We start from the raw sequence: 1,194 nt of genomic DNA, 5'->3' as shown, positions 1-1,194 counted from the left end.
TTGAGCTAAGTGAGGATATCTATGTAAAACTTACGGGCTTTATAAAAAAGCTAATCGCCGTGAGCCTTGACGGCACGCCGATATACTTTAGCGCCCAAACGACGCAGGAGCAGAAGGGCAATATATACAAAGATAACGTCCTTTGCTTTGACGGGCCTCTAAGCGGAACGCTGAAGGTAAGTTATGAGAGCAATATCTATCTTTTCGTATGCCCCCCGCGCGATCTACCCTCCGCTCTAAGCATAAAAGCGGAGTATAAAAATTTGCAAATAGATCATCTGCATAGATACGAGATCACCAAATACTACCCTAAAGGTTACACCCACACCTTTAGCTTGATGCGCGATTTTAACGTAGATAGCGCGCTTATTGCGCATGTCAGCTTTAAGCTCGGCGCGCAAAGCTTTAGCGCCAATCCGTTTGGGGAGGTAGAGATTAAATTTAACGATTATGGAGCTTATAAGCTAGAGCTATATTTAGACGGAAAGCTGGAAAAGACGATGAATATAGGCTATTTCGCAAACGAATTTAGCTGCAATTTTAATGAAATTAAAGAGAAGGATTGAAGATGGCTGACGTAGTATTATACAAAGATGCCGCCTGCGAAAAGGCGCTAAAAATGGATTCAGGAGATACGAATTCAGATTTTAGCCTAAGCTCTAGTATTTTTAGTCGTAAACGCAGCAACGGTACTTCAAGCCCTAGGGGTCGCTTTACGGTATGGGCTAAGGCAACAAACCCCGTCGCTAGGGTTTATTGTGCCATAGTAGCAGATAGATTTTCGACCATACTGAGCTTCGACGAAGACGCATGGCAGGGCAAGCTTTATATACCCGAGGGCGGGAAGCTGGGCGGGCAAGATATCGAAGCGATATTGAAGCTAATAAAGTATTCAAGCGCCCCGGATACTACCGATCCCACAAAAACGCTTCATAGCTTCAAAACCCCGCTATTTTTTGTGAATGATAGAGGCAAGGCATATCGCCTTGAGGCGGTAGATAGTGCGGGCAATCCTAGCTGGTCCAGCGAGAAACCCGATGAAAAAAGTAGCATATACCATCTAAAAGATATAGGAGATTGCTCCAGACCTACGCCCATAAATATGGAGCTTACGGATGATAGCGGCGGGATTTACGCACAAATGGGAATTTTGCTAATGTGGGGCTAAGATGGAGTTTATAGCAGACGAAAGCA

General features: G+C 44.6%; 2 protein-coding genes. Both read left to right on the top strand.

Translation table 11 applies throughout. The features are described from left to right. Positions 1-566 (top strand): hypothetical protein (locus Q0256_RS01375; RefSeq protein WP_297959332.1); only part of this gene is annotated, 566 nt, incomplete at its 5' end. Between the two features lie 2 nt (positions 567-568). Continuing rightward, complete coding sequence (locus Q0256_RS01370) at positions 569-1,168, top strand: hypothetical protein (RefSeq protein ID WP_297959330.1); 600 nt, start codon at positions 569-571, stop codon at positions 1,166-1,168. Positions 1,169-1,194: the final 26 nt, after the last annotated feature.

This window comes from uncultured Campylobacter sp., from assembly GCF_937949835.1.
Classification (GTDB): domain Bacteria; phylum Campylobacterota; class Campylobacteria; order Campylobacterales; family Campylobacteraceae; genus Campylobacter_B.
Note: the sequence above shows the minus strand (reverse complement) of the source record. Positions and strands in the feature narration are given on the sequence as shown.